The organism is Pseudomonas sp. GW821-FHT02H06, assembly GCF_059421525.1.
This window is the reverse complement of the sequence record NZ_JBWKVD010000006.1, coordinates 12,303-35,163: the sequence shown is the minus strand read 5'-3', so window position 1 is coordinate 35,163 and position 22,861 is coordinate 12,303. Positions and strand designations below refer to the sequence as shown.

Genomic DNA, 22,861 nt, shown 5'->3' with positions numbered 1-22,861 from the left:
AAACAGGGCCCGTCCGACGGACCCCCGTCAATCAAGAGGTAGCAGGATGCCCACACATAACGCTCAGGTGGATCTCGCCCACCGCCCCCGTCTCGCTGATCTTCAGCCCATCACAGCCGATCCGTCATCCCATGCCACCGCGCTGCGATCAACCCCCCAAGGACGGGTCACGCCGGCGTCGCAACTGGAAGGTCGGTCAGGCTACAGCGGCGATTTTCTCGGGGAATTCGTCGTGCCCTGGCCGACGACATCAACGCCGGACGACGTGTTCCCGGTGGGCAATCCGGGCAATCGTCTGGATTACACCCACTTCTCCATCAGCATGTCCCGGAGTCGGCGCATTGCGCTGTATGTGGGCGTGAACATCGAGGGTGGCAGCAGCGTCGAGATCGTACGGAGCCAGGACCCCTGGGCCTACGACGGTCGCCTGCCGGTCGAGGCGCAGATTGGCGACGATCTGTACCGCGACAACCTGCTTGATCGCGGCCATCTGGTTCGCCGGCAGGACCCCAACTGGGGCGCCGAAGCGCAGACCGCCAATCAGGACACCTTCCACTTCACCAACTGCTCGCCGCAGATGTCCGCCTTCAATCAGAAAACCTGGCTGGAGCTCGAAGACTTCATCCTGGACAACACCCGCCGCTGGAAAGAGCGGGCCACGGTGTTTACCGGGCCGGTCCTGCGCAGTGACGACCCGCTGTACCGGGGCGTGCAAATCCCCCGAGCCTTCTGGAAAGTCGTCGCGTTCCTTGGTGATGACGGCAAACCTTCGGCCAGCGCGTACGTGATCGACCAGACCCGCGAGCTGGGCAAGCTGGAACTGATGTTTGGCGCACTGAGGACGTATCGCCGCAGCGTCACTCAGATTGAGGCGCTTACCGGCATCCGTTTTGGCGAGCTGGCGCGGTATGACGGATTTTCCAATGAAGAGCAGATCACTGGCACCCGAATCGAAGCGCCGATTCAGCGGCCGGAGGATATTCGGCTGTAGCGTTGTCCTGCGATACCGCTGCCAGGGGGCCTCTTTTTCTACGGCCATGCCCTTGCGTGCGACTTCTCCTGAAAGCGGCCCGGTCTCAGGTGCCTCGCGTCAGCTGAGTGCCGGGCATGTCTATTTGCACATACGCAATCACACTCACCATGACGATGCAGAACAGCCACTGCAGACGGCTGAGCCCGGCGATCCGGTAGATCGCCTGCAGCGGCTTGCGCCAGCGGTATTGGCGATCCACTGGCACTGCACTTTTGGGTTGCAGCCTGCCGATCAGGCCCGTGATGACGTAGGTGGCCACCCCGAGAAGTCCCAGCCATTTCCAGAGCACAAAGGCCAGGGCCATCACCGGTACGCCGTTGCGGATCACCAGATAACGCCGATTCCGCGTCAGTGTATGGCGTGCGCACCATGCGCTGAAGCGTTGATCCTCATCGTAGAAGTACTCCGAGAATCTGACCCAGTGCTCATACAGCTTCTTGCCCATGTACGTGAGTAGCAGCCCTGTCATCAAGATGAGCGGCGATATGACCACCAAGAGCAGGAGAGGGGCGGGGACGTCGAGTATCCCATTCAGCGCGAGAGTCATGGTCAGAACAATGCCCGCCCGCTGCGTGACGTGGGGCGGACTTTCCGGCCCCACCAGTGCTTTCCAGAACCACGGATTATGGTCCGGGAACCTCCGTGCCCAGTCGGGAAACCGCTTCGTGAAGTCCTCGGATAATTGTTCGCAAGCCTGCCAGTCAGCCTCGGTGAATGTCGCGACGCGTGCCTGCAGGCGTTCCGCAGACGAACCCGTCAGGAACAGCGCAGCAGCATTGGCGCGTGGGTTGGGATGCTCCTCGCCCTGGCGCACCAGCGCACGCAATTCGTCCACCCATTTCTTCTCTTCGCAGCGCCAGAGCAGCGCGTGCCATTGCTCATCAACGATGGGGACAACGGCTGACTCGCTGTCCCAGGCGAACAGTTGCCGGATCCTTTGAAACAAAGCGGGGGACCAGTGCTTATGTTCGAGAAACAGATCGAGCACCTGCACGTGAAGCGTCTGGCGACGCGCTAAATCGCCCAGCCAGCCTTGTCGACTGTGGTGCTCAAGGCACCCGATGAAGCGTGTTTCTTCGCCGGCCGCCATGTATTGCTCCAGCCTGCGGTACAACCCCATGGAGAGCAGATGGCCGAGCCGCTGATGATCGGCGTCCCGCGGGCGAATCTGCTGCCACGGCGTCAGCCACTGGCGGGTTTCAAGGCCCCAATGCAACAGGTTCGGGTGCGCGTCCGGCGCCTGTACGCACCGCATGAACAGCAGGGTCTCGACGGTCGATTCGATGCCCCGTGCGATCGCCTCATTCCACCACTGATCAACGGCAGCATCGTCGAACGTTGCGAGCAGTTCGGCGGCCTGCTCCTGAGCGGAACGCACCACTGGCCGGGTGACCGGCGCAGGCCTTTGCACCAGAGGCGCTGCCGAAACCTGTACAAACGAAGCGTCGCTGCCAACGCCATCGTCGCCGTCGCGCGCCAGTTGCAACGCGCGCTCGTAGGCCTCACGCAGTTGCTGGAACGCGGCCGGGTTTTCGTCCGGACGGGTAATTTTCAGCAGCTTGGCGTATTGGCGTTTAACACTGCGCTCGTCGGAGCGGGCAGGGAGATCGAGAATCTTCCAGCAATCGAACGTCGTGTCCATGGGTCATTGCCACCCGCCATGTTCGAGCTGTTTGAGCCGCTCGTTCAGCTCCGTGCGCGTCTGTCGGATGAGGCGCTCGTCCTGACTGTCGAGGGCGCGCTGAAACGCGCTTGCCCAGTCACCGATCAGTTCGCGGCGCTCGCCCAGGCTCTCTTGATAGAGATGCTCCAGGCGCGCGATCAACAGCGTATTGATCTGCTGATCGCGCGGATGCACCTTGAGCGCAGCGAGCGCTTGCAGGCGCTGGGCAACTTCCTCAGGGCTGAGCACGCCGGGGTTGTTTTCGATCACCAGTGCGAACGCATCGCCAGTGCCGGGAATCGTGACCTGACATTCGAGAATGCCGTTGTTGTCGTAGGTGAAGCGGACGTCAAGATCGACGTTGCCCTTGTTGTGCGGCGGAAGGGGAATCTCCAGTTCGCCCAGAGGAATGTTGTCGCGCACGAGACGACTTTCGCCCTGGAAGATGCTCACCGTCACGCCGGTTTGCCCTGCGTCGGCGGAGTAAACGGTCTTCACCCGGCTGACGGGTACGGTGGTGTTGCGCTCAATGATCGGCAGATAGTGCCCATACTCACGGTGCTGGCCGACCCGTTCTGCGACCTCGATACCCAGGGTGTAGGAACAGACGTCCGTCAGCACGACTTCTTTCAGGGCCGCATCCCGGGATTTCAGCGCCGCCTGTATCGCGGCACCGTGGGCCACGGCTTCGTCGGGGTTGAGCTGGATAGAAGGGAAGCGCCCGAACATGCCCGCCGCCAGTTTGCGCACCAGTGGCATACGCGTGGTGCCGCCGACCAACAGGATTTCGTCGAGATCGCCGATCTGCAGCCTGGCGTCGCGCATGGCCCGTTCGACCGGGTTACGCAGCCGTTCGAGCAACGGCGCATACAGCGCGGCCATGTCCTCTTGAGTGAAGGTTTGCTCCCACTGCTGGCCGTCCACCCGCAGCACGAACGCGTCGCTGCGGACCTGGCCCAAGGCAATGCGCAGGCGTTGGGCTTCGCGATGCAGCGCGTGGGCGATGGATTCGGGGGCGGGAAAGCCTGTCTGGTCGGCCTGGGCGCGAACGAAGGCCTCGGCCAGCAGCCGGTCAAAATCTTCGCCACCGAGGAAGTTGTCCCCCGCACTGGCGCGGACTTCCATCACGCCCTCAAACAGCTCGAGGATCGACACGTCAAACGTCCCGCCACCCAGATCGAACACCAGAAAAGAACATTCCTTGCCGTGTTGCGGCAAGCCGAACGCCAGCGCGGCGGCGGTGGGCTCGTTGATCAGCTTGTCGACCTTCAGGCCGGCCAGCTCTCCCGCGATGCGCGTGGCTTTGCGTTGAGCATCGCTGAAATAGGCGGGCACGCTGATGACCGCCTCAACGACCGTCTCGCCATAGGCGCGCTCGACGTCTTCCTTGAGGCTTCTGAGCACCAGCGCTGAAAGCTCTTCAGGACGGAATATATGATTGCCGAGGGCGGTCTGGTGGGCGCTGCCCATGTGCCGTTTGAACAACGCAGTGGTCAGGGAAGGGTGGGTGTGCAGGCGTTCGCGGGCGGCTTGCCCGACCAGAATCCGGCCCTCATCGTCCAGCCCGACCACGGAGGGGGTGAGCAGCTCGCCCAGCGCGTTCGGCACCAGCACGCTGGCATCGTCTTTCCAGACCGCGACCAGGCTGTTGGTGGTGCCGAGGTCAATACCGACGATCATGGGTGAGTTCCTGTGTGCAGGCTTGGGGAGCCTGGGGCTGCGATAAACGCGTTGGGTGTCATGAATGTTGTCTTCCTTGAGCCTGGGGCGGGTGTGCGCGGATTTGAGAATGATCGGCGTGCAGGGTTCAAGTGCTCATGTGGACGCACTGCGCCGACTGCGTAACATTTCGCAAAATTACAAAATAATAGGATCCAAAGGGAATTTATTTTTGCGTAAGCTATCTAGCATCACGCTTACAGACGGTTCATCGGCATCGACAAACTGCCGTCTGAACCCGAACGCTGTACCGCCCCGAAGCAAGATTTCTCTGCCAACGGCTTTTTTCACTCCCTGGAGATTCCCCGACAATGACCGTCTCATTCAGCCGCCACTGGTTACTCGCCCTCGCACTGCCGCTGCTCCTGACCGCCTGCGGCAGCAGCGAGCCTGACCAGCGCGCCGCGTTCAAGCAGTTCCTGCAAACCCGCATCATCGACAAGCCGGGCGTCCACGTGCCCAAACTGACACCGGAAGAATCGAAGTCCTTCGGCGATTACACCCAGCACTACGCCGTGATCACTGACTTCAACAGTGGTATGGACGCCAGCATGAAACCCCTCAACGGCTTCGTGCAGAAAGGCGCGTTCCATTCATTGGGCGACGTGATTGAGCGCCGCGATGATCTCAAGACGGTGCAAACCGGCGTGAACGATCTGGTCGCACAGCTCAAGCAACAGTTGGCGAAAGCTGACGCCGCCCATGCCCAGCTCAAGCAGCCGGACGATCTGAAAACCGTGTATGACAGCGCCTACGATCGCACGGTGACCGTCCCGGCCAACACGCTCCTGACCGTCATGCCGCAAGTCAATGGCACCTTCGAATCGGGCCTCAAAGTGGCGGACTACGTCGACGCTCACAAGGCGCAGATCCAGATCAATGGCTCGGTGATTCAAGTGACGGACCCCAAGGTCCAGGCTGAATTGAACACGCTGCTGCAGGACCTGAATGCCAAGGCCAAGGTGGTTCAGGAAGCGCAGACACGCATGCAGGCCGTGTTGCTGGGTCGCTGAATCCGGACCTGATAACGGCACCGAGGGTGAGTTATCCCTTGGTTGTGTAAAGCACGCAAAGGGCATCAGACCCTTTGTCCAGGGAAGCAGGCGCGCGCCAGGGATGGCACTCGGCGGCGCTGTGAAAAGGGTCGCCCCATGAAAAAGCTGAAGCTCATCGCTGTACTGGTTTTATTCCCGCTGGCGCTGAATCTGTTTGGGGTCTGGGAGCTGCAACGCAGCACCGAGGACCGCCAGGTCTACGCGGGCTATCAGGCTGACCTCAATGAAGCGCGTCCGGAGCTGCAAGCCATTGCCGCCAAAGGCGGTTCGCGCCCAGTAATGGTCGACGTCGGCGACGGCGAGAAAATGGAAGTCAACGAGGCGTTGGCCCGCGTCGCCGGGTTGCAGGACGAACTGGACACTCTGCTGCCGCTGAGCAACGTCATGGTCTGGCTCGCAACAGGGGTCATCGCGCTGGGATTGCTGGCTGCCCTGGTGGGCGGGCTTGGCTTGCTGGGCCTTAACTGGGCGGGCCGGCGCGCCATGCATTCGCGGGAACAACTGCTGCATGGCTTTACCCGTGTGACCAAACTGCTGCCCTTCGTTCTGGTAGGGCATGTGGTGGTCATGGGGGCTGCCATCGCCGCCATCGTCGCCTTCGAGGCGCTGAATCTCTGGCACGCCGGGCGACTCTCCGCCGGCGAAATGAAATTCATGTTCGCTGCCATGGTAGTTGTCGCGGGTTGCCTGTATTCGATTTGGCAAATGGGCACGCAGTTGCGCGTCATGCTCAACATGTTCCAGCCCACGCCGATGGATGTGATGGGAGAGGCCGTCACCGCCGAACAGGCGCCGGTGCTTTGGGCTTACGTCAACGAGCTGTCCCGAAAACTGGGCGCACTGCCGCCGGATCACATCGTGTTGGGCATGGCTGCCGGCTTTTACGTCACCTCCGGCGACATCGCCCTGGCGCCGGCCAACATCACCTTGAAGGGCCGCACCCTGCATGTGCCGCTGGTGTATCTGGGCATTCTCGATGAATCCGAGACTACTGCCGTCATCGGCCACGAGCTGGGGCATTTTGCCGGCGCGGACACCGAGTTCAGCATGCGCTTCGTGCCGATTTACCATGGCATCGAGCGCAGCCTGGTGGTGATCGGGCAGACCCTGGTCGACAGCGAATGGCTGCAACGGGCGACCCTGCACCCGGCGTTCATGCTGGGTGCCTACTTCATGGAAAGCTTCGACCACGCGGTGATGCACTGGAGCCGTGTGCGCGAGCTGGAAGCCGATGCCGCCGGTGCGCAGCTGGCGGGCAATCTGGCGGCCGCGTCGGCCCTGGTGCGTATTTCCGCCATCGATCCGCTGCTTCAAGACCGCCTGGCCACTCATATCGCCCAAGCCACTCATGTCACCCCCGAGCAGAGCGCCGTTCAGGATCTGCCCACGGCACTTCTGCATGAGATGGCTGCGCTGCCGCTGACCCTCCCTGAAGATGAAATGGCCACGCAGCTGCCCCACCCGTCAGACACCCATCCTTCGAACGGCGAGCGCGTGGCGTCTCTCAAGGTGTCCATCGACGATGCCGTGCGCACGGGCACGCGGCCCCTGGATGCACCGCAAGCCTGTGCGGCGATGGATCGCTACTTCGCGCGGCCCGAGGTGTTGCGCAGCCGCCTGACGGACGATTATCTGAGCCATCATGTTCAGCAGGACGCTGCGATCGTGGAGATGTTGCGCACCCACGCCGACAACGTAACCGGCGACGTTGCACTGCACGAAGGGGCGCGCTTGCGGGGTCAGATCCTGCTCGGGTTCAGTGGCCTGCTGGCGGTGGGGGGATTGATCCTGCTGCTTGCACCGCTGCTGTTTCCAGGCGTGGCACGACGTGATCCAGAGCCGTTTTTTGTCGGTGGCGGCATCGCTCTGTTCATCATGATTTGCATGCTGCCCTTTGGGTTGCGCCTTTTCAGGCGTGCGTACAAGACCGCGCTGCTGCTGACACCGGATCACCTGGTATTCGCCAACCTCAAGCAGCCGCTGGCTACTCGCGATATCGCCGATTTCAACCTTCAGTTCGGCAACGGCGTCATCCTGACTGTTCAGCTTGAAGACGACGCGCCGTTGCCCGAGCTGACCTCACGCTCGTTTTTCGCGCCCGATGTCGTGCTCAACAAGAAGAAACGATGGCTGATGCTGCCGCTCATTCAGTTCTGTCGCGATAACAAAAAACTCAAGGCTCCTGAACTGGCTGAACTGATCGCGAGCTACATCGACGCCGGTGCGGCGCGGCATTTGCTGCAGCAGCGGTTTGAGCAGGATAGAGAATTGAAGGCCGGGTGAATGGCGGACTTCCCGGGTACCGCGATCCCCGGTAGGACCGGCTTCAGCCGGGAAGACGCCGGTGTGACCACTGCACATGGCGCGGTGAATCACCTGGCGCCTTCCCTGCTAAAGCCGGTCCTACGAAACGCACGCGACCCCACCGCTCGTCACCTGTCCCGTCAGATGACCCGCCTTTCACACAGCATGCCCATACTGCCCCCGTCTCTTCATTCAAAACGGAGCACGTTATGACACTGCAATTCAATGTCCGGGATTTCGGCGCTGTTGGCGATGGACATACCTCTGACACCGCGGCCATTCAAGCCGCCATCGATGCGGCAGCGAAAGCCGGCGGCGGCGACGTTTACATTCCTGCCGGCACCTGGACCCTGACCCCGGGCGGAAAGCCCGCCGACGGCGCGCTGATGCTCAAAAGCAACGTGTTCATCAAGGGCGACGGCATGGGCGCCACGGTGCTCAAGCTGGCAGACGGCACCGATCAGACGGTCACCGGCATCATCCGCTCGGCGAGCGGCGAGGCGACCCACGATTTCGGCGTCAGCAACCTCACCCTCGACGGCAACCGGGATGCCACCAGTGGCAAGGTCGATGGCTGGTACAACGGCTTTCTGCCGGGCCAGCCGGGTCAGGACTCCAATGTCACGCTGTCGGGCGTGGAGATTCGCGATTGCTCGGGCTACGGCTTCGACCCCCACGAACGCACGGCGAACATGCTCATCGAAAACAGCGTGTCCCACGGCAACGGCCTTGACGGGTTCGTCGCCGACTACCTGATCGACAGCACGTTTCGCAATAACCTGGCCTACGACAATGACCGTCACGGTTTCAACATCGTCACGACCACCCACGACCTGGCGCTGCTGAGCAACGTCTCCCACGACAATGGCGGCGGCGGTATCGTCGTCCAGCGCGGCAGCGAAAACATTCCCTCGCCGTATCACATCACCATCGAGGGTGGCGAGGTCTACGGCAACGCGGCTGAAGGCGTGCTGGTGAAGCTGTCTAATGGCGTTGACATCAGTGGCGTGGATATTCACCACAACGGCACGTCCGGCGTGCGTGTCTATGGCAGCACGGACGTCGAAGTCCGCGGCAATCTGATCCACGAGAACGCGCAGAAAGCCGGCATTCCTGAAGTGCTGATCCAGCCGTTCGACGATCGCGGCGGCGTCTCCGGGAAGGTTCATCCGTCTGACCACAACACCTTCGCCGACAACATCATCACGGGCGGCGACAAAAGCACTTTCGGCGTGGCGGAGGAGAGCGGCCAGTCAGGCAGCAATTCGGTTTATGGCAACACCTTCGCTCATCTGCAGCAGGGTTTGGTATCGCTGCAAGGCGCGGGTGACCACGTCGGGACCAACCCCGTGCTGAATGCCATCGACGGCGGCAGTGCCAGCGATTCCCTCGATGGCACGGCCAAGGCCGACTCCATCAATGGCAGGGACGGGGCAGACACATTGAACGGTGGGTCGGGCGCGGACCTGCTGTGGGGCGGCGCCGGCCATGACCGATTGCTCGGCGGCAGCGGCAACGACACCCTGATCGGCGGCGCCGATGCCGACGTGCTGTTCGGCGGCGCAGGTTCGGACCTGTTCCGCTTTGCCTCGGTGTCCGACAGCTACAGGACGGCGACCGCCAGCCATGCCGACCGCATCGGCGACTTCGATGCCGCTCACGACACCATCGATGTCTCGGGCCTCGGCTTTACCGGATTTGGCGACGGCCATGACGGCACCTTGAAATTCACCACCAACGCCGAGCACACCCGGGTTTACCTGAAGGACCTGGACGCCGACGTGCAAGGGCATCGGTTCGAACTGGTGCTGGACGGTGATTTCAAAGCCGGTCTCCCTTCAAAAGCGATGATATTTGCCGACGCTCCGGCGTCGCTGGCCAGCGCCTCAACCACAGCGGATGCCGTGTCGGTGGCGCTGGTAGGCGTGGCTCAGGATCATCCGGAGATTGGGGTGGTTTAACGCAGCTTCAGGTCCACGTCGGCAACATGCCGTGATGATCTGAGACTGGCACGCGCCGTGAGGCAATACTCACGGCGTGATGCCAGCCGATTCCCGCACCCAATTCCCGCACCAACCTTTGCATCCTCATGACCTTCCCGCTAAAGTCGGCCTCCGGGCGTCTGCTGCGCCTGCGGTCCGCGCGAAGGGGTTTCCCAAGGCAAGCGTTTCCCCGATCATTCATTCCAGCTCCCGGCTTGTCGGCGGACCGAGCCCTGTAAGGAGTTGGCATGCCTGCCACTAATGCGTCCCGTCAACACGGTCTGCTCGATCTACCTGCGCTGCGCAAGCACGCAAAACGTCTTCTCAAAGCCCTGAAAAACAACGAAGCGGACGACGCCCGAACGCAACTGCGCGCGATGGGCCTGTCGGGCCCGGACTATCGGCTCGCCGACACCCAATGGCTGGTGGCCCGCGAGGCGGGGTTCGCCAGTTGGCCCAAATTGATCGCCCATGCCGACGCCGTCGCGTTTGCCGCCCGTCATCCGGACTTCGCGGCGACGGGTGAAGCACAGGTCCAGCACTGGCGCTGCGGCAACGACATCGAGCGTAGCCTGCGGGTTGCCGGCTTTGCAGGGTCGTTCCATATGTTCGACGACCCCATGGTCATGGGCCCGGTGCCCGCGCTGCCCGACGATGAGTATTGGGCGGTGCGTGCCGCGTTTGCCGAGCAGGCGTTTGGGCTGTCACCCCGTGACGCCGAGCAGCGCCAGGCGATGCAGCGTGACGCGTTGGCACGCCTGAATGCCGACAGTGAACTGGTGCTGTGGTGAGAGGGCGATGCGTACGATCAACTGTTTCTGGTTCGACTGCTGGCGAGTCTACCCAGCGTGCCGCGCAGGCTGGAGCTGATCGAGATCAATCGGGTGCCCGGCGTCGAGCGATTCATCGGCATCGGGCAACTCGACCCGGACGTACTCGCCTGGCTCTGGCCCCAGCGGCGCGCCATCGGTGAGGACGCCCTGGCACTGGCCCGGCAGGTATGGGCCGCCTACACCGCCCCCGATCCAAGTCGCTGGGCTGAGCTCGCGGTGCAACACCATTCGGCGCTGCCGCTGCTCGGCCCCGCCTTGGCGAGGCAACTGCAAGAGCTGCCCGGCGCCGAGGATGGCTTGAGCCTGACCCAGCGATTGATCCTGCGCATTCTCGCGGAGAAAGGCGAGATGGCAGCGGGCAAAGTGTTCGGTCACTTGATGGTTAATTATGAGCCGCTGCCGTATCTGGGCGACATGATGTTCCATGCGCTGCTGAGACCTCTCATCGATGCACCGCAACCGCTGCTGCACGAACAACCGGGCAGCGAGTGGCCCAAGCGCCTAGTCCGGCTGACGGCGCAGGGTGAGCGGGTAGTGCGCGGGGACTTGAACGGGCTTGATCTTGATCCGGCAGAGCGTTGGGTCGGCGGTGTGCGGATTGTTGCCGATCGCTCGCCCTGGGTGGTCAGTGCAGAAGGGCGGGTGTGGCGTCGCTGACTACGCCGGAAACGCCAGCAACTTCTCCATGATGATCGTCCGCTCCTCGCCATGGTATTCATCGCGAATGGTTGAGTAGCCAAGCGACCGGTAGAAGCCCTCGGCCGTGATGGAAGAGGGCACGCGCAACTGACTGACGCCGTTGATGGCGGCGGCTGATTCAACCACCGCCATCAACGCGCGACCGGCGCCTCGGCCTTGGCAGGCGGGGGCGACGAATACGCTGCGGACGGTGGCCTGATCGAGGCTCGCCGTGGCAATGATTTCTTCGCCGTGGGTCGCCACGTACACCTGCCGCTGCGCCAGCAAGCGCAGGATCGCCGACGGGGAAAAACTCAGTTCCACCTGCGCAATGACGGCGGCGGAATAGTCCTGGCGATTGGACTCGCGAAGGGCGGCCACGATGACGCGGCTGATCGCGGTGGCGTCCTTGTCCGTTGCCTTGCGGATCGAGCAGTTCATGGGGCAGTGCTCCTGGCAAAACTGAAAAACACGACGATCCTCTTTGGGCACACCATTCGCAGCGTCAATGAAGGAATGGCGCGCCTCTCTCCCTTCTTACGCCGCCGACAAATGCTCATAAAGAATCGTCGCGCCAACCAGCATCAGCACAATGCCGCCGATGATTTCAGCGCGCTTGCCCACCACCGTGCCCAGCACGCGGCCCAGCATCACGCCGATGGTCACCATGACCGTCGTGGCGACACCAATGGCCGCGGCAGCCACCAGGATATTCACGTTGACGAAGGCCAGGCCAACGCCCACGGCCAGCGCATCGATGCTGGTGGCGAAAGCGGTCACGGCCAAGATCAGGAAGGAGTGCTGATTGGGTTTTTCTTCTTCGGCGTCTTCATGCTTGAGGCCGTTGTAGATCATGTGCACGCCGAGCACCACCAGCAGGGTGAAGGCGATCCAGTGATCCCAGTTCTTGACGTAGGACGTGGCGGCCTGGCCGATCAGCCACCCGATCAGGGGCGTGATGCCTTCGATGACGCCAAAGATGATGCCGGTGCGCAAGGCTTCTATGAGGCGGGGCTTGTGCAGGCTTGCGCCTTTACCGATGGCCGCTGCGAAAGCGTCCGTGGACATGGCCAAAGCAAGAAGAATGAGGGAAATCGGGTTCACGGTTATGTTCCAGTCGGGCAATGAGTCAACGACGCAGCCACACGCCCGACTTTAGGCATGGATGCATCGTTGGTCTCGCCAACCCGAAGGTGTTCGTGCCACGGCAGGCCGCCGAGAATGTTGACACGAACGCTCTGTGACACGGGGTCCAGAGCAGGCTACTCCCCAACAAGGGCCGCCACTATAACGCGTGAATGTAAAAAAAATGTCGGCGCCTGATGATTTTGTTCAGCGAATCAGCACACCGCTCAACCCGCTTCCGACGTGGCGATACAGCCCAGGATTCTCAGATACAGACTCACCGTCGTCCCCGCCCCGGGCGCTGTTTCGATGCGCGCGTCACCGCCCGATTTGATTGCGAAATCTTTTACCTGAGCCAGCCCCAGCCCTGTGCCTTCGCCTGTCGCTTTGGTGGTGAAGAAAGGCTCGAACACCTGGCGCGCGACCTCGGCAGGCATGCCAGGGCCGTTGTCACTGACGCTGACCACAAGGTAATCGCCCTGTTGCAGCGACAGATCATCCTCCACATGCACCCAGCGGGTGGACACCCGAATCTGGCCGGAACCCTTCAGCGCATCACGGGCATTGCTGAGCAGGTTCATCACGACCGCGTGCAGTTGGGCTTCGACACAGAGGACGCCCCAGCCCCATTCCGCCAGATCGAAGTCAAGATCGATGCCTTCGCTCATCGAATGGCGCATCAACGGCTGCGCGGCGTGGAGGCGTGCGGTCACATCGATGCAGATCAGTTCAGGGCCGTCACCGCGCACGCTCGACATCAAATAACTGATGAGCTGCCGGCCTTGTTCAACGGCCTGCAGGCCGGTCTCGGCGAAACGCTCGACGTCCACTGGCCTCCGGGAACGCAGGCGGGTCAACTGAAACGCAGCGCTGACGCTCTGCAGCAGGTTGTTGAAGTCATGGGCAATGCTTGCGGTGAGCATGCCCAGCGAGGAGATGCAGCCGGAATTTTGCAGCAGCGGGGTGACTTCGCTCGGGTTCTGCTCGGCTTGCTGGAATTGATCCTTAAATTGCGCCAGCTGCCGTTCACGTTGTTTGCTCAGCAAGCGGGCTTCCAGCAGCGCCGCGGCCTGCCGGGCCAATGCCTGGAGGGCGAGGGATTGGCGTTCGCTCAGCTGACGGGCGCATGTGTCGATCACACAAACGGTCCCTAACGCGACGCCGCTGTCCGTGACAATCGGCGCGCCTGCGTAGAAACGAATGAAGGGCGGGCCGAGCACCAGAGGGCTGGAAGCGAAGCGAGGGTCGAGGGCCGCGTCTTCGACGACCAGCACTTGCACGGGATCAAGAATCGCATGGCCGCAGAAGGCCAGATCCCGATGGGTTTCCTGCACCCCGAGGCCCACGCAGGCCTTGAACCACTGGCGCTCCCGATCGACCAGCGACACCAACGCAATGGGCGCGTCGCACAAGGTGGTGGCCAGTAGAACGATGTCGTCGAATGCCTTTTCGTTGGCACTGTCCAGCACGTCCAGGTGTTCGAGCGAGAGGACACGCTCTTCCTCGTTGAAAGGAAATGGGGCGGGATGGTGGGCCATCGATAGTCTGCGCCGGGAAATAAACAATCGCGCATGATGCGCTGTGGCCCGTCGCCCGGCAAGGCCATCGCCCTGTCGATGGTCGGGCCGGGCCGTTAACCTCCTTTTCAAGCACGTTTCGCAGTCGCGCCGTTCCAATATCGAGGCCGCGTGCCTGGGAGTGGCCGTGACTGGCCATGTCGGTTACCGGTGGGTTGACGCGCCGTATCAGGCTGCAGCTGTCTTCAAAACCCCGATGCAACCGATTCGATCATGCCCCTGAACCATTCCTGAGCGGGATTCCCATTGCCACGACGATGCCAGATGAGATGAAACGTGATCTCCGGCAGCGCGACCGGCGGCGGGAACAGGACCAATTTCCCTCCCGACGGCGAGCTGAGGGCGATGCGTTTCAGGACGGTGGCAGTCATGCGGGAAGAGGCGATGATCGCCGGCACCGCGAACATCTGCGGCAGCGTCAGTGCCAGGGTGCGTTGCTTGCCCAACTGAGCCAACGCCTGATCCACCAAGCCGTGTCGATCACCCTCGGGCGAGACCAGTACATGGGGCAGCGAGAGGTAAGTGTCCATGTCCATGCCGCGCAGGGCTGCCGGATGGCCATGGGCGACGAGGGTGACGAAAGCGTCACGCAGAATCGGTCGCGTGAAAATGCGACCGTCTTGATGGCTGGGCAATACACCGATTGCCGCATCAATCACTCCCGCATCCAGCATGTCCACGGCATGGTCGCGGTCATTGACTGCGTGAACGTTGATCGACAGGTGTGGCGCGTGTTCGCTCAAGGTCTGCAGCAGCGTGGGGAGCAGCACGAAGGCGGGATAGTCCGACAAGCCAAGGTTCATTGTGAGCACGGCATCGGCCGGGACAAAGTCAGGCATTTTCACCAGGGCGGCTTTTATCTGGCTCAGCGCCTCGGCGACAGGTTGGCCCAACTCACGGGCACGGGGCGTTGGAAGGAGGCCGTCAGGGCTGCGCAAAAAAAGCGGATCGCCCAACAGCGTGCGCAAGCGCGAAAGCGCGGCACTCATGGCCGGTTGGCTGACGCCGACCTGAGTCGCGGCGCGTGTCACGTTGCGCTCGTTCATCAGGGCATTGAATGCGGCAAGCAGGTTCAGATCGATGCCATGAAAATCCATAAATCAAATAAACCTATATACGAGCCATTTGTTATACGGATGGTAGCCCTGCGCTCACACTCTCGCCATACCCCAAGCCGAGAGCAACCTTATGTCTACCGCAGAACTTGCCACCCGCCTTCAAACCGAACGGCAGGCCGTTGAGACCCTCTACCGCGCGTTCAGCGAGAACAATCCCGACCTCGTCGACAGCGTGCTGGCTGCCGACTGGGATGACATCCCCCTGGCACCCGGGCAAGGCCCAGGCCCCGAGGGCATCAAACCGATTATCCGCAGCCTCGCCGACGCGTTTCCGGATGTGCGCATCGTCATCCACGACATGGTTCAGGCCCCTGGTCAGGTCGCCGTACGGGCTGAAATAACCGGCACCCACCTCGGCGAGCTATTTGGCATCGCCGCCACGGGCAAACAGGTGAGCTTCCGTTTGCATGAGTTTCACGCACTGGAGAACGGGCGGGTCGTTACCACGTGGCACATGGAGGACTGGTTCGGTCTGTTCCTGCAACTCGGTCAATTCCCTCAAGCCTGAGCAACGAAGAGAAAGCCCTCATGAAAACAGCGTCCATTTCTGTATTCGGCGGTCCTGAGGTCGTCACGCTGCACAACCTCGATCTGAGCAAGCCAGGCGTTGACGAGCTCCTCGTGGGCGTCGAGGCCGCCAGCGTCAACCCGCTGGATCTGAAGATCATCGCTGGGTACATGCAGCCGGTCTTTCCGGTTGAGCTGCCATACACCCCGGGCACCGATTTCAGCGGCATCGTCAGCAGCGTCGGTGAGCAGGTGAGCCACCTGAAACCCGGTGATCGCGTGTTCGGCCGCAGCACCCCCACTGCGGGTGGCGCCTTTGCCCGGCAGCTGATAATCGCTGCCACCGAGCTTTGTCTGATTCCGGCTTCCATGAGTTTCGAGCAGGCGGCGGCGCTGCCGACGACCTTCGGCACTGCGCAGCAGGCGTTGTTTGAGGTGGGGCAATTGAAGCCCGGTCAACGCGTCTTGATACATGCGGGCGCGGGCGGTGTGGGCAGCATGGCGGTGCAGTTGGCGCACGCGGCTGGCGCTTATGTCATCGCCACGGCTTCGGCGCGCAACATCGAGCGGGTGAAAAGCCTGGGTGCAGACGAGGCGATCGATTATCGCACCGAGGATTTCACCACCCTGCGTGACATCGACCTGGTGCTCGACACGGTCGGCGGCCCGACGCTGGAAAGCTCCTGGTCGGTACTCGGCAAGGGTGGACGGATTGCGACCCTCGTGGAGTTCGACATCGAATCCCGCGAAGACCATGCCGGGGAAGCCGTGTTCTTTGCCAGCGCCACCCCCTATCTCCAGGAGGCGGTGCGGCAGTTCAGTGCAGGGCAATTGCAGGTTGTGACCGACTCGATCTTCGCCCTGGACGAGACCCGCGCCGCACTGGAGAAAGTCGCCACCGGGCATGCCTGCGGTAAGGTCATTATCCGTACGGCCCATTGATTCAGTGGCGTCATCCATGTCACGACACGCCGATGGCTCATAGGTTTGGTGTTCGCGGGCACGCGCAGCCAAAGCATGGGGTCATGAAATCGAAGGCTGTAGACGGGAGTGGCGGCTGGATGGTTGCAGCTACACCGATGCGGATCTTGAAGTCCTATAACGAGTGGGTTGATGCGGATCACCGGCGCTAAGCGTTGAACGAGGGGAACGCGCATGAGCCGTTCCCCTCGTCGCACCCCGCCTGTTAGCCGAGGGCAGCCTCGCTGGCCATGCCCACGAGGGTCACTTCCTGCGCCTGCGCAAAGATCATGTCGGAGTTGCGCAGGTCCAGGGTCCAGTCGCCGGTGAGGGCGATTTCGAAGCGATGGCCCTGAGCGTCCGCTTCCACATCCTTGAGGTAGGTGCGGTCCAGGTCGTCGTTATAGATCATTTTCAGTGTGGTCCCGGTACCGTCACCGAAACCCGTGTAACCCAGCGCCGACACGTCGATCTTGTCGTTGTTGTTGGCGAACCGGACAATCAGGTCCACGAAGCTCTGGCTGTCGGTGCGATAGCTGTCGCTGGCTGCCGTGTAGCGGAACACGTCAGCGTCATTGATGCCATCTCGGCCATAGACTGAAAGGTTCGGGTCGTCGCCGCCGCTCAGCAGGTCGGCACCCGCGCCCCCGATGATCACATCCGAGCCTCTGCCGCCATCGATGCGGTCGTTACCGGCCAGGCCGTAGATGACCTCCGACATGGCACTCCCCGTGATCACGTCCTTGCCAGCCGTTCCTTCGACGGTGGGGGCCGTGAACACCAGATTGTTACTGTTCAACTGCCCCGTCAGGTTGCCTTCGAGCGCCAGTTCAAAGCGCTGCCCGTCGACATTGGCATCGAAACTTTTCAGGTAAGTGCGGGTGCCGTCAGCGTTGGCCTGGATGGCCAGCGTGCCATTGTGGCCGTCGCCAATGCCGGTGAAACCCAAAGCAATCAGGTCTACGCGGTCCTGGGAGGCGTCGAAGTCCAGAATCCGGTCGCTGCCGGTTTCCGTAGCGGTGCGGTAGCTGTCGCTGATCTGGCTGAAGCGGAAAATGTCTGCGCCCATCCCGCCTGTCAGTACGTCACGGCCACCGGCGCCTTGCAGCACGTCGTCACCGCCCAGGCCGCGGATGATCTCTGCCGTGTCGTTGCCAATCAGGTGATTGGCCTCGCTGGAGCCGTCCACGTGGTATTGGCCGTCCTGGCTGCCAAAGGTGGTGTCCAGGCTGCCATCGGCGTTCAGTCGAGTGATCACGTCGCCGGCGATAAGGATCTTGCCATCGGGCTGAACGATAGCCGAGTGGGCATAGGCGGAGTCCCCTTGGGGCACCTGAAGGGTGAGCTTGCCATCACCGCTGAAGGAGGTGTCGAAGGAACCGTCCGCATTCAGCCGCAGCACGTTGAAGGCGGTACTGTCATGACTCTCGCCGGCAATGATGATCTTGCCATCGGCTTGCACGGTGATCGCGGCGCGGTAGTCCAGCCCCAGGGCGGTATCGAAGTACACCACGCCATCCACGCCAAACGTGGTATCCAGGTTGCCGTCGGCTGCAAGTCGCTGAACGGCATACACCGGATCGCCCGGGTCGTGTGGCCCCTCGGAGCCCACGTACAGCCAGCTGCCGAGTAAGACGCTGCCGTCGGGCTGCACAACGGTGGCGATATTGCCGGTGCCGTAATAGCCGGTCGGGTTGAGGACGAGTGTGCCGTCGACACCGAAGTTTTCCGCCGGCGTACCGCTGCTGTCCAGCTTGAAGACAACTGCTTGCGAGGTGCCGCGAGCGCTGACGTACACCGAACCATCGGCTGTGGCGTAAATCGCCATTCCATCGGTGCTGATCGGTACATCGAGGGCTGCGGCGCCGCCTTTGCCGAACGTGGTGTCCAGGGTGCCATCGAGGTTGAAGCGTTCGACTTTCAAACCGCCAAGCCCAGGCTGCGCCGACAGGACTTTACCGTCGGCCTGCACGGCCATGACGTAGTAAGCCTCATCTTCCGGATCCAGGCTGGCGGGCACGAGGGCAATCCCGTCCTGGCTGAAACTCCTGTCCAGGCTGCCGTCGCTGTTCAGGCGCACCGACGTGAAGCTGCCGCGTGTTCCGTAGCTTTCATCGCCCGGCGAGCCTGGATAACCAATGGCGGTCTGGAAGCTTTCGCCGCCGACGAGGATCTTGCCGTCCGGCTGAAGAATGATGCTCCAGGTTTGATCGGCCCCCGTGGAGGGGTCCACTTGCACGGTGCCCGGGCCGGTTCTTACGGTGTAATCGATGGTGGGCTTGCTGTCTCTTGAAGCCATGACATTGTCCTTTTGACATGGAGCTTGATGGGATTTGAAGGCGCCGAGGGAATGACGCTCAGGGGTTGACCGTGTGGGTTTCAATAAATGCGAACGAGGTTCCCTGTCGGCAAAAAACCGTCAGGCTGCGCGAGAGCGGGCGGCTCAACAGCTTTGGGCTTCGCTCGGTCCACGTCTCGAGCGCATCACACGATGGGCCGCTCACCCTGTTCACATTGCTTAAATATTGCTGTGACACAGTTTCATGTCGCTTGATCAAGCATCCAGCAGAAACGGACAGCTGACCCAGGGATTTCGGGCGGTTGGCCGGTTCTGTCAAAGGACTCATGAAATGAATGTCACTGTCTTAAGCGCAGGATACGCAGGACTTACCCAGGCTCGATGCCGCCGCTGGGCGATAGCCCAATGACGGTGCTGATCACCGGGGTTGCGGGATTCATCGGCTTTCACATGGCCAGAACGTTGTGCAGCCAGGGCGTTCAAGTGGTGGGCATCGACAACTTGAACGATTACTACAGCGTCGATCTCAAGCGTGCCCGACTGGCGCAGCTCGAACACTTCCCCTCTTTTCAGTTTCAGCCCATCGACATCGTCGACCCACACGCGTTGCTCGGGCTGTTCAGCGCGTCCGGGTTCAGTGAGGTCATTCATCTGGCGGCGCAGGCCGGTGTTCGGTATTCCATCGACAACCCGGGCGTGTACGCCGACGCCAACCTGGTCGGGTTTCTCAATGTCCTTGAAGCCTGCCGCGCGTATCCCGTGAAACACCTCATTTATGCGTCGAGCAGCTCGGTGTACGGCGCCAACACCAAGATGCCGTTTGCCGTGGAAGACGCCGTTGAACAGCCCGTTTCCCTGTACGCCGCGACCAAGCGCGCCAACGAGCTCATGGCCTACAGCTACTCGCATCTGTACCGGATTCCTGCGACGGGCCTGCGGTTTTTTACCGTCTACGGCCCCTGGGGGCGGCCGGACATGGCGCTGTTCAAATTCACCCGGGCCATCCTCAAAGGCGAGCCCATCGATATCTACAACGACGGCGAGATGGCGCGCGATTTCACCTACGTCGACGACATCATCGAGTCGATGACCCGGCTCATGCCGCGGCCCCCGCCGCTCATGGACGGGGTCGCGCCGTGTCAGCTGTTCAACATCGGGCGAGGGGCGCCGGTGAAGCTGCTCGACTTCGTGCAGTGCCTGGAGGCGGCGCTGGGGATTCAGGCCCGGCGCAACTACCTCCCGCTCCAACCGGGGGACGTGCTGCAAACCTGGGCGGATGTCTCCGGGCTGGCGAAATGGATCGACTTCAGTCCGCAGGTTGGGCTTGAGCAGGGCGTGGATGAATTCGTGCGCTGGTACGGCGACTTCTATTCCTGCGACCAGAGCAAACAGGCCAGACAATCAAAACAAGAGGCGCGGTGGGCGTGATGAGTGAATCGGTGTTTGTGTCGGTATTGATCCCGGCAAAAAACGAAGCGCAAAACCTGCCTTCGTTGCTCAATGAAGTACGCAGCGCGCTGGCCGGGGAGCGCTACGAGGTGTTGGTGGTCGACGACGGCAGCACCGACGACACGCTGCGTGTGCTGCAGCAGATCAAGGCCTCAGGATTTGAGCCCCTGCGCATCCTTCACCACGGGGTTTCCCTCGGGCAGAGCACGTCGATCTGGCATGCCGCCCAGGCCGCGCGCGGTGAGTGGCTGGCGACCCTGGACGGCGATGGCCAGAACGACCCCGCCGACTTGCCCGGCATGCTGGCGCTGGTCCGCAATGCCGGGCAGGGCACCGACCTCAACCAGGGCCAGCCGGTGAAATTGGTGGCGGGGCATCGGGTCAACCGGCGAGACACCGCCAGCAAGCGCTGGGCGTCCCGCTTCGCCAATGCTTTGCGCAGCCGCCTGCTCAAGGACGCGACGCCCGATACGGGCTGCGGGCTGAAGCTGATTCATCGAGCGGCGTTTCTGCAGCTGCCTTACTTCGATCACATGCACCGCTTCATTCCCGCGCTGATCCAGCGCCATCACGGCCGAATGATCGTTCATCCGGTTCACCACCGTCATCGTCAGGCCGGCGTTTCCAACTACGGCAATCTGGACCGTGCGCTTGTGGGCATCCTCGACCTGTTCGGGGTCTGGTGGCTGGTGCGCCGCACGCGACTCAACACCCGGCCCGAGGAGATGAACGGATGAATTTCACCCGCGAAACGCTCTGGCTCACGGTCGGATTTCTCGGTCAGGCGGTCTTCACCGGCCGTTTCGTCTTGCAATGGCTGTACAGCGAAATCAAGAAACGCAGCGTGATTCCGGTGGGCTTCTGGTACCTGAGCATGCTCGGCAGCGCGTTGTTGCTGCTCTACGCCATCTACCGCGAAGACCCGGTGTTCATCATCGGTCAGTCATTTGGCTTCGTGGTTTACCTGCGCAACCTGCAGCTGATCGCCAAACACAAAGACCTTAAGGAATAGCCGGTGGGACGTGTTCAATCTCCCGCGTGGCAGTGCGTGGCGCTGGTGGCGCTCGCGCTGCTGCTGGTCGGCGCCGGCTTTGGCATCCGGCAGCCGCTGAATGTCGACGAAGAACGGTTTCTGGGCGTCGCGCTGGAAATGCTGCACAGCGGCAGTTGGCTGATCCCCCATCGGGCCGGTGAAATCTACGGCGACAAACCACCCTTGTTCATGTGGACGGTCGCGGTGTTCACCTGGCTGACCGGTTCGCCGTCGCTGGCCCTTTTCATCCCGGGCCTGCTCTCGGCGGGAACGGCCACCGCGGTGTTGTACGACCTGGGCCGGCGCCTGTGGTGCCGCAGGGTGGGTCGCATCGCCGCGCTGCTGTTTCTGGCGACTTACCAGACCTACAGCATTCTGCGCACCGGCCAGATCGACAGCTTCCTGTGCCTGTGGGTCGCGCTCGGCTTCTACGGCATGGTCCGTCATCTGCTGCTGGGACCGGCGTGGGGCTGGTTCTACGTCGCGTGTCTGGCCATGGGCCTGGGCATCATCAGCAAAGGGGTGGGTTTTCTGCCGGCATTGATGCTGGTGCCCTACGTCTATGCCGTCCGAAAGGGCTGGCCGGGTGTGACCGTCATGCCGGGGCAGGGGCTTCGCTGGGCGGCCGGTTTTCTGGTGGTGCTGGCGGGATGTGCGGTCTGGCTTGCCCCGCTGCTCGCCACCGTCTGGCTCAAGGGTGGCGTTGACGAAGTGGCGTACCTGAAGGAAATCCTGTTTCACCAGACCGGTGGCCGCTACGCGTCGGCCTGGGATCACCGCGAACCGTTCTGGTATTTCCTGACCGTCATTCTCCAGTACTGGCTGCCGCTGGTGCTGGCGTTGCCGTGGCTGGTGCCCGCCTGGCGTCGCCAATTGCGAAAGCACGACGCCCGGATCTTGTTGTTGCTGGGCTGGGTGGTCCTGGTGGTGCTGTTTTTCTGCCTGAGCACCGGCAAGCGCAAAATCTATATCTTCCCTGCGCTACCCGGCCTGGTGCTGGCCGCCGCGCCGCTGATTCCGTGGCTGCTTCGCCGCTGGTTTGGCAATCGTCCGAAGGCCCGCGCTGTGTTTGGCGTGGCGGTGGTGGCATGGTTTTGCCTGTGGTTCGGCCGTGGCTTCGTCGAACCGTTCACCGACGGCCCCAACCCCCACAAGGTGCTGATGAGCGAAGCTTCCCGGGTGACCGACGGCGCTGAACTGGTGCTGGTCGGCTGGCGGGAAGGGCACTGGCTGTTCGCCCGCCAGCCGGTGGTGCATTTCGGGTTTGCCGATCAATCCGCCGTCGAACACGCCGCGCTCTGGTTGCGCACCCATCCATCCGCCTTTGCCCTGGTGCCCGCCGCCGAACTGGAGCGCTGCTTCGTGGCCGACAAGGCTCGCCAGTTGGGATCAACGTCGAGGGCCGAGTGGTTGATCGTCGGCGCCGACGCGGACAATGGTCGTTGTCAGCCGCCGGCGCCCGTGCGCGCTTATCGCTTCTCGTGGGGTTCTGACGCGCTGTAGGCCCGTGGCGCGCACGGGCCCTT

General features: G+C 62.2%; 17 protein-coding genes and 1 pseudogene. 11 read left to right on the top strand and 7 right to left on the bottom strand.

Annotated elements, in window-relative coordinates; all coding sequences use genetic code 11:
• The first annotated feature begins 46 nt into the window (after nt 1–46).
• Nucleotides 47–991: a DNA/RNA non-specific endonuclease gene (locus AC07VF_RS12065; RefSeq protein WP_495009488.1), complete on the top strand. Its 945-nt coding sequence runs from the start codon at nt 47–49 to the stop codon at nt 989–991.
• 85 nt (nt 992–1,076) lie between these two features.
• Here the strand turns inward: AC07VF_RS12065 and AC07VF_RS12060 are convergent, their stop codons facing one another.
• Nucleotides 1,077–2,675: a J domain-containing protein gene (locus AC07VF_RS12060; protein ID WP_495009489.1), complete on the bottom strand. Its 1,599-nt coding sequence runs from the start codon at nt 2,673–2,675 to the stop codon at nt 1,077–1,079.
• Between the two features lie 3 nt (nt 2,676–2,678).
• Nucleotides 2,679–4,376 carry an Hsp70 family protein gene (locus AC07VF_RS12055; protein WP_495009490.1) on the bottom strand — a complete coding sequence of 566 codons (1,698 nt, stop codon included), beginning with the start codon at nt 4,374–4,376 and terminating at the stop codon, nt 2,679–2,681.
• Between the two features lie 350 nt (nt 4,377–4,726).
• On the opposite strand from AC07VF_RS12055, the gene AC07VF_RS12050 reads away from it, so the two are divergent.
• The 4 genes and pseudogenes from AC07VF_RS12050 to AC07VF_RS12035 all read left to right on the top strand — a co-directional run bounded on the left by AC07VF_RS12050 (nt 4,727) and on the right by AC07VF_RS12035 (nt 11,246).
• Entirely contained in the window at nt 4,727–5,428 is a 702-nt protein-coding gene (locus tag AC07VF_RS12050; RefSeq protein ID WP_192173482.1) for a DUF3053 domain-containing protein, read from the top strand.
• Between the two features lie 138 nt (nt 5,429–5,566).
• Nucleotides 5,567–7,753, top strand: a complete 2,187-nt coding sequence (locus AC07VF_RS12045; protein WP_495009491.1) for a M48 family metallopeptidase — start codon at nt 5,567–5,569, stop codon at nt 7,751–7,753.
• Between the two features lie 230 nt (nt 7,754–7,983).
• Nucleotides 7,984–9,735, top strand: a complete 1,752-nt coding sequence (locus AC07VF_RS12040) for a right-handed parallel beta-helix repeat-containing protein (protein ID WP_495009492.1) — start codon at nt 7,984–7,986, stop codon at nt 9,733–9,735.
• A gap of 269 nt (nt 9,736–10,004) precedes the next feature.
• Nucleotides 10,005–11,246: pseudogene (locus AC07VF_RS12035) on the top strand (DUF1835 domain-containing protein).
• Here AC07VF_RS12035 and AC07VF_RS12030 read toward each other — a convergent pair.
• From AC07VF_RS12030 to AC07VF_RS12015, 4 genes are all read right to left on the bottom strand, one after another.
• Complete coding sequence (locus AC07VF_RS12030; RefSeq protein ID WP_495009493.1) at nt 11,247–11,708, bottom strand: GNAT family N-acetyltransferase; 462 nt, start codon at nt 11,706–11,708, stop codon at nt 11,247–11,249. It abuts the pseudogene before it with no gap.
• A 96-nt stretch (nt 11,709–11,804) separates the two neighbouring features.
• Nucleotides 11,805–12,371 (bottom strand): manganese efflux pump MntP, encoded by a 567-nt coding sequence (gene mntP / locus AC07VF_RS12025; RefSeq protein WP_495009494.1) that lies wholly within the window; start codon nt 12,369–12,371, stop codon nt 11,805–11,807.
• Nucleotides 12,372–12,619: 248 nt separating this feature from the next.
• The gene (locus AC07VF_RS12020) at nt 12,620–13,930 is read right to left on the bottom strand and encodes an ATP-binding protein (RefSeq protein ID WP_282372032.1); all 1,311 of its coding nucleotides are present in this window, start codon (nt 13,928–13,930) and stop codon (nt 12,620–12,622) included.
• 224 nt (nt 13,931–14,154) lie between these two features.
• Nucleotides 14,155–15,066 carry a LysR family transcriptional regulator gene (locus AC07VF_RS12015; protein ID WP_495009495.1) on the bottom strand — a complete coding sequence of 304 codons (912 nt, stop codon included), beginning with the start codon at nt 15,064–15,066 and terminating at the stop codon, nt 14,155–14,157.
• Between the two features lie 91 nt (nt 15,067–15,157).
• Here AC07VF_RS12015 and AC07VF_RS12010 point away from each other — a divergent pair, with 91 nt between their 5' ends.
• Nucleotides 15,158–15,595 (top strand): ester cyclase, encoded by a 438-nt coding sequence (locus AC07VF_RS12010; RefSeq protein WP_282372030.1) that lies wholly within the window; start codon nt 15,158–15,160, stop codon nt 15,593–15,595.
• 20 nt (nt 15,596–15,615) lie between these two features.
• Entirely contained in the window at nt 15,616–16,536 is a 921-nt protein-coding gene (locus AC07VF_RS12005) for an NADP-dependent oxidoreductase (RefSeq protein WP_192173496.1), read from the top strand.
• Between the two features lie 244 nt (nt 16,537–16,780).
• Here AC07VF_RS12005 and AC07VF_RS12000 read toward each other — a convergent pair whose 3' ends face one another.
• A complete protein-coding gene (locus tag AC07VF_RS12000; protein WP_495009496.1) occupies nt 16,781–18,853 on the bottom strand; it encodes a calcium-binding protein in 2,073 nt (690 codons plus the stop codon).
• A gap of 405 nt (nt 18,854–19,258) precedes the next feature.
• On the opposite strand from AC07VF_RS12000, the gene AC07VF_RS11995 reads away from it, so the two are divergent.
• From AC07VF_RS11995 to AC07VF_RS11980, 4 genes are read left to right on the top strand one after another with little or no spacing between them, the layout of a single operon-like run.
• Complete coding sequence (locus AC07VF_RS11995) at nt 19,259–20,281, top strand: NAD-dependent epimerase/dehydratase family protein (protein WP_495009497.1); 1,023 nt, start codon at nt 19,259–19,261, stop codon at nt 20,279–20,281.
• Complete coding sequence (locus AC07VF_RS11990) at nt 20,281–21,039, top strand: glycosyltransferase family 2 protein (protein WP_495009498.1); 759 nt, start codon at nt 20,281–20,283, stop codon at nt 21,037–21,039. The genes AC07VF_RS11995 and AC07VF_RS11990 overlap by 1 nt, the downstream gene beginning before the upstream one ends.
• Nucleotides 21,036–21,314: a lipid-A-disaccharide synthase N-terminal domain-containing protein gene (locus tag AC07VF_RS11985; RefSeq protein ID WP_192173500.1), complete on the top strand. Its 279-nt coding sequence runs from the start codon at nt 21,036–21,038 to the stop codon at nt 21,312–21,314. Before AC07VF_RS11990 ends, AC07VF_RS11985 begins: the two co-directional genes overlap by 4 nt.
• A gap of 3 nt (nt 21,315–21,317) precedes the next feature.
• Entirely contained in the window at nt 21,318–22,838 is a 1,521-nt protein-coding gene (locus AC07VF_RS11980) for an ArnT family glycosyltransferase (protein WP_495009499.1), read from the top strand.
• Nucleotides 22,839–22,861: the final 23 nt, after the last annotated feature.